General features: G+C 67.2%; 6 protein-coding genes. 1 reads left to right on the top strand and 5 read right to left on the bottom strand.

Features of this window, described 5'->3' with window-relative positions; genetic code table 11:
• Positions 1-299 precede the first annotated feature (299 nt).
• The 3 genes from TOK_RS29555 to TOK_RS29545 all read right to left on the bottom strand — a co-directional run bounded on the left by TOK_RS29555 (position 300) and on the right by TOK_RS29545 (position 3,393).
• Entirely contained in the window at positions 300-1,241 is a 942-nt protein-coding gene (locus TOK_RS29555; protein WP_098961284.1) for a fructose-bisphosphatase class II, read from the bottom strand.
• Positions 1,242-1,342: 101 nt separating this feature from the next.
• Positions 1,343-2,320 (bottom strand): class I fructose-bisphosphate aldolase, encoded by a 978-nt coding sequence (locus tag TOK_RS29550; RefSeq protein WP_098961282.1) that lies wholly within the window; start codon positions 2,318-2,320, stop codon positions 1,343-1,345.
• A 35-nt stretch (positions 2,321-2,355) separates the two neighbouring features.
• Complete coding sequence (locus tag TOK_RS29545) at positions 2,356-3,393, bottom strand: LysR substrate-binding domain-containing protein (protein ID WP_253258731.1); 1,038 nt, start codon at positions 3,391-3,393, stop codon at positions 2,356-2,358.
• 159 nt (positions 3,394-3,552) lie between these two features.
• Between TOK_RS29545 and TOK_RS29540 the strand changes: the two genes are divergently transcribed.
• A complete protein-coding gene (locus tag TOK_RS29540) occupies positions 3,553-3,789 on the top strand; it encodes a hypothetical protein (protein WP_098961281.1) in 237 nt (78 codons plus the stop codon).
• A 327-nt stretch (positions 3,790-4,116) separates the two neighbouring features.
• Here the strand turns inward: TOK_RS29540 and tpiA are convergent, their stop codons facing one another.
• The gene (gene tpiA / locus TOK_RS29535) at positions 4,117-4,935 is read right to left on the bottom strand and encodes a triose-phosphate isomerase (protein ID WP_098961280.1); all 819 of its coding nucleotides are present in this window, start codon (positions 4,933-4,935) and stop codon (positions 4,117-4,119) included.
• A gap of 52 nt (positions 4,936-4,987) precedes the next feature.
• A partial coding sequence (pgk, locus tag TOK_RS29530) for a phosphoglycerate kinase (RefSeq protein ID WP_253258730.1) occupies positions 4,988-5,948 on the bottom strand: 961 nt, incomplete at its 5' end.

Raw genomic sequence — 5,948 nt, 5'->3', positions numbered from 1 at the left:
TTCTTGGCTCCGTCGAGCATGGCGTTGTAGACCTCGGGAGTGGCGATCGGCATGTAACGTTCCTTCGAGAAGTCATCGAATGTGCGCCACTGCCGCCGGGGCAGCGACAGCATTCCTGGTTTGCTGTTCTGGTTGTCAGGCACTCGTTCAAGGAAGGCCGGTCGCTCGTCGTGTGTCGGCCGACGTGGGAGTGTCATTCGCGACGGATCTCCACTCGTCTGTACGCCGATGCCCGCTGGCAGCGGGCCGCGTGCTGCACAGGTGGCGGGTGGACCGGCCTCGTCGCGGCCGACGATTCGTCAGGGGAGTCGATGTTCGGATGTGACCGTCCAGGCGGTCTCCGGCGTGGAGCACAGCACCATCGACTGTGTGGTGGTGTGGCCCGCGTGGTACCGGACGCCGCGCAGAAGCTCACTCGTGGTCACAGCGGTGCCGCTGAACAGAAGACGATTGCTGCGCACCAGGTCGTCGGTGCGGAGGACCTCGTCGAAGCCTTCGGACCATAGCCGCACCTGCAGCGAACCACCCAGGCAGGACAGAGCTGCGGCGGCGATGATCGCCTCCGCCGCGCCCCCGGTGCCCAGCAGCAGATCCACTGAGCTCTCGGACGGCGCAGCGGCGATCGCTCCCGCGATCTCGCCGCCCTGCGGCACGCGGACTCGCGCGCCGGCGCCTCGGATCTCGTTGACGAGCGATTGCCGCGACCGGTTGAGCACGGCAACCTCCACATCCGACATCCGCATACCCTTGGCCGCGGCGACCGCACGCAGGTTCTCCGCCACCGGCCGGGCGATATCGACGACATCGGCGCAGTCGGGTCCGACGGCCAGCATCTCCGCGACTGCGGACGGTGGCGGTGCGTACAGCGAGCCGCGCTCGGCCACGACGATCGCGACGAGCGAGTTCGACACATCCTTAAGCGGCGGCAGCGCACCGCCACCCACACGGATTCCGAGGTCGTACAGCGGTGTGTCGCCGAGACCTGCCTCGTCGCCTGTGCGCAGGACCGATGTGTCGTTCTTCTTGTCCTCGCCGATCACGACGACGCCGCGCATGGGCACCGACATGAGGTGGTCGTGCATAGCGGCGGTGGCCGCGGCCTTGCCGCTGTTCGGCTGGCCGCGCCCCACCCACCGGGCTGCCGCGATCGCGGCAGCCTCGGTCACCTGGACGAGTTCCAGAGCGAGAGCATGGTCAGGCCGTTGGGACGCTCCGGTGGTGCGCCATTCCTGAGTAGTCATCATTCCTCGATCCACGTGGGCGGGCGGAGCCCGAGCAGCGACGAAGGCCCAGGGCGGCCGGCCACTCGGACGTCCCGGCCGCCCCGTAGCGAATCAGGTGCTCAGCGTGCTGCGGCGTTCGCGACCGCGAGCTCGGAAAGCACCTTCTGTGCGGCGGCCCGGTTCTTCTCGTCGCCTCGCCAGGTCTCCAGCGCCGGTCCAACCAGTGCCCGGCCGAACGAGTAGGTGAGCTCCCACGGCAGCGGGTCGAGATGCTGCATCGCCCCGAGGTGTTGAGTCGCCACCTCCGGGCGCTGCCCGCCGGAAAGGAACGCGATGCCCGGTACGGACGCCGGCACGGTAGCGCGCAGCGCCTCGACTGTGGCCGCGGCAACTTCCGCGACCGTGGGGTGCTCCGCGCTACCGGTCCCGGCGACGACCATGTTGGGCTTGAGGACGATGCCGTCGAGCTTCACCTGCATCAGGTCGAGCTCCTCGAACAACGACCTCAGCACGGCCGTCGACACTTGCTGGCAGCGGGCCAGCGAGTGGGTGCCGTCCATCAGCACCTCGGGCTCGACGATGGGCACCAGGCCGCCCTCTTGGCAGAGACCGGCGTAGCGAGCCAGGGCGTGCAGGTTCGCGTGTACGGCGCGATCAGACGGGGTGTTGTCACCGATCGTGATCACTGCGCGCCACTTCGCGAATGTCGCGCCGAGCCGCACGTAGTCTGCGACCCGCTCCCGCAGCCCGTCGAGACCCTCGGTGATGGTCTCGTTCGGCGCTCCTGCCAGCGGCTTCGCCCCGGTGTCGACCTTGATCCCGGCGAGGATGCCGATGTCCCCGAGGTAGTCCGGGAACGTGCGCCCGTTGCTCAGCTTCTGGTGGAAGGTCTCGTCCGCGAGGATCACGCCGCTGATCGAGTCCGCGAGCTGCGGCGTGGTGACGATGAGCTCTCGGTAGACCCTGCGGCTCTCGGCAGTCGGCTCGACGCCGACCTTCTCCAGCCTGGAGGACATCGTCGCGATGCTCTCGTCGGCAGCAAGAATGCCGCGCCTGTCGGACACCAGGGTCCGTGCGATCCTGTTCAGATCTGCCACTTCGTTGCCCTCTCTAGTCGGTTCGGAATCGGCGATCAGGCGATCGCCTCGTGGGTGTCGACCACCGAGGTTTTTCGCGGTCGACTTCGCATACGTGAACTGATCTGTCTCGGTTCGTGGATCGACTCCAGGGCAGGCGCGGGGAGAACCTTGGACGCGGCGGTCTGCACGAGATCCGCCGCATACTCCGGGAGACCTCGTTGCTCGCTCCACGCTGCACAGATGGGCCTGGCGGGCATTTCCTGGTCGACAGCGACCAGGTGTAGCCGTCCATCTGTAAGCTCGGCGCGCACGGCGGAGACGTTCAGTACCGTCACTCGCCGGCTGGTCACGACTGCCTGCTTGATGGCGCTGGTCGATGGCAACTCGATGTAGACCTGTGGTGCCCCCGTCGGCCCCAGCAGACCATCCGTGAACTCCCGGAGCGCGGAGCCGCGCTCGCGTAGGACCAGAGGTTCGGCTGCCAGTTCCGCTACCGTCAACGGAGTGTTCCGCACAGCCCAGGGATGCATCGAGCCGACCACGACGGCCAACTTGTCATCACAGATGTACCGGGTTGCCAAGTCGTCGCGATACTGCTGCCAGCCCTTGCTTCCCGCCTGACCCCAGCCGTCGATGAACGCGAGGTCGATGTCGCTGGACAGGATCAACTGACGCAGTTCGTCGATGCTGCCCGTCTGCACTTCGACCCGTGCTTCACCGAACGAGAACCCCGACCGGTTCAGCCATTCGGGGATCAGGTGTTCGGAGATGGCCGGGGTGCCTGCGACTCGAATCCGTTTGGCTTCGGAGGACCGGGCTCGCGAACCGAACTCGAGGAGCTCCCTCGCTGCCTGCATCACGTTGCGGGCGTACTTGGCGAGAATCTCGCCTTCCTCCGTGAGCTTCGAACCCGTCGGAGAACGTTCGAGCAGCCGAAGACCGAGTCTCCGCTCCATCGCGCTAATCCGGGTGCTCGCGGCCGGCTGGGAGAGGCTGTGCGCCTGCGCTGCCTTCCCCACGCTGCCACAACTCTCCACCGACAGCAGCAAGTCGAGGTCGGCGAGCTGCGGCATCTTGGACGGAAGCACCACTGGTTTGATCCTCTCGCACTTAAACCTTCGGCTCACGGTGCTCTGTGACCCTGGCCAGGGCGGCGGGCATGGTCAAGAGCCTCGACACGAACGCACGTGGCGCGCGTATGAACGGCGTGCATCCGGCGAGTTTGTGGGCTGGCCTGAGATCTGGCGGCCGTGACGGGGCTCACGGTTCCTTTCGTCACGCCGGAGGCGCCATTCGTCGTCGATCAGTCACTCTTCGTCCTGCTCGGCTTGCTCCGCACTCCTGCCGGCCCGGTGATCATGCGCGCGACCGCGATCGTTCCTCGAGCAACGCTGCGGCGCCACCAGGAGCCAAGAAGGCAGGTGGCCGCGGAGTTCCTGGACTCGGGGATGTCGACCAGCCCATTTCAGCCCGCGGGCCAGTACTGATCGGCGAACAGGGTGACGTCGTCGACGACATGTCGCGCTACTCCACGCGCACCACGAGGCCGTCGCGGGACAAGCGTGGCTTTTCGACGTCGGTCTGGCGTGGTTGTAGGTACGAATGCTTCACGACGTGTCCGACCGTCTGGGATGACCGGGGCCGGCCACCCTCTCGGCGCGCTGCCACCGCGGCGGGGTCCATACCGGACCAACCAGGGTGACGCGGCCCGCCCGAATTGCCGAGAACGAACCGCCCGGCGCGGAAATGAGGCCGGGGCCGGCGCGCTGTCCGTTCGCACTCTGGCACTGCCACACGTCGGCGGCTGTGCCGGATCATCGCAGCGAGCCACCCGCAGCGATTGCACAGATTTTGGCGAACTCGTCGGGGTCGAGGCTTGCCCCGCCGACGAGGGCACCGTCGACATCGGGCTGGGCCACGATCTCGCCGATGTTGTCCGACTTCACCGAGCCGCCGTAGAGGACCCGCACCCCGTTAGCGATGGCCTCGCCGTAGAGTTCGCGGACGGTGGTGCGCAGAGCTGCGCTCACCTCCTGGGCATCGTTCGATCCCGCCACGCGGCCGGTGCCGATCGCCCAGATGGGTTCGTAGGCGACCACCAGCGCGGCCGCCTGCTTCGGGGTGATCTTCGCCAAGGCTGCGGTCAGCTGCGAGGTGCAGTGCGCGACGTGATCGCCCCTCTCGCGGATCTCGAGGTTCTCGCCGACGCACAGGATCGGGGGAATATCGTTTGCAAACGCCGCACGGACCTTCGCGTTGACGACCGTGTCGTCCTCGTGGTGGTACTCGCGGCGCTCCGAGTGCCCGACGACGATGTAGCGGCATCCCAGCTTGGACAGCATCGAGCCTGATACCTCGCCGGTGTAGGCGCCCGCCTCGTCTTGCGAGATGTCCTGGGCGCCGTAGGTCATCAGATAGCCGTCGCTCAGGACCATGGTCTGCACGCTGCGGATCGCGGTGAACGGGGGGAGCACCGTGACCTCGACATTGTGGTAGTACCGCTCAGGCAGGCCAAAGGCGAGCTTCTGCAGGAAGGCGATGGCCTCGACGTGGGTGAAGTTCATCTTCCAGTTTCCAGCGATGAACGGCTTGCGGCCGGTCGTCCGGGTCCCGGGTGGCGCAGTGTCGGGCATCCTCGTGTTCCCCTCGCTCGGAGCGGTTGGTCAGTGGTGGTCGATTGAGGGATCAGCGATCGAGGACAGAGAGCCCGGGAAGGGCCTTTCCTTCGAGGTACTCCAGCGACGCACCGCCGCCGGTGGAGATGTGGGAGAAGTGCTTCTCGGGCAACCCCAGCGTCCGCACCGCGGCCGCTGAGTCGCCTCCGCCGACCACGCTGAACGCGCCCTTGCCGGCGAGAGTTGCGGCTGTCTCCTTGATGATGGCCTGCGCCACACCGCGGGTGCCCTCGGCGAAGGGCGATAGCTCGAACACGCCCATCGGGCCGTTCCAGAACACCGTCTTCGCCCCCGCCAGTGCGTCACCGAACACGCGCACCGTCTCGGGACCGACGTCGAGCCCCATCCACCCGACTGGGATGGCGTCGGCTGCGACCGTCCGCACCTGCGCGTCCGCGGCGAACCGATCGGCCGCGACTACGTCAACCGGCAAAACGATCTTGCCCGATTCGAGCAGCTTCCGGGCATTGTCGACCTGGTCAGGTTCCAGCAACGACTTACCGACGCCGTAGCCCTTCGCCGCCAGGAAGGTGAAGCACATCCCGCCACCGACGACGAGCGTGTCCACGCGGGGAAGCAGCGCCTCGATGACGGCGATCTTGTCCGAGACCTTGGAGCCGCCGAGCACGACCGCGTAGGGCCGGTCGGACTTCTCGGTCAGCCGGGCAAGGACGTCGGCCTCCGCCGCGACGAGCGTCCCGGCGTAGGAGGGCAGCCGCTTCGCGACGTCGTAGACCGACGCCTGCTTGCGGTGCACCACGCCGAAGCCGTCGGAGACGAACGCGCCGTTCTCCCCGGTCAGCGCCACGAGCTCGTCGGCCAGCACGCCGCGCTCGGCGTCGTCCTTGCTGGTCTCGCGCGGGTCGAAGCGGACGTTCTCCAACAGGACGATTCTGTGATCGGCCAGTGTGGGAACTGCATCGGGCATCGCCAGAACGACCGACGACCCGAGCAGCTCGGCGAGCCGGGCG

The sequence above is a fragment of the Pseudonocardia sp. N23 genome, from assembly GCF_002583555.1.
Classification (GTDB): domain Bacteria; phylum Actinomycetota; class Actinomycetes; order Mycobacteriales; family Pseudonocardiaceae; genus Pseudonocardia.
Note: the sequence above shows the minus strand (reverse complement) of the source record. Positions and strands in the feature narration are given on the sequence as shown.

What these genes read in the sequence shown, in the direction of transcription:
- TOK_RS29555 (WP_098961284.1), bottom strand. Translation starts at nt 1,241, where the DNA reads ATGACTACTCAGGAATGGCGCACCACCGGAGCGTCCCAACGGCCTGAC.
- tpiA (WP_098961280.1), bottom strand. Translation starts at nt 4,935, where the DNA reads ATGCCCGACACTGCGCCACCCGGGACCCGGACGACCGGCCGCAAGCCG.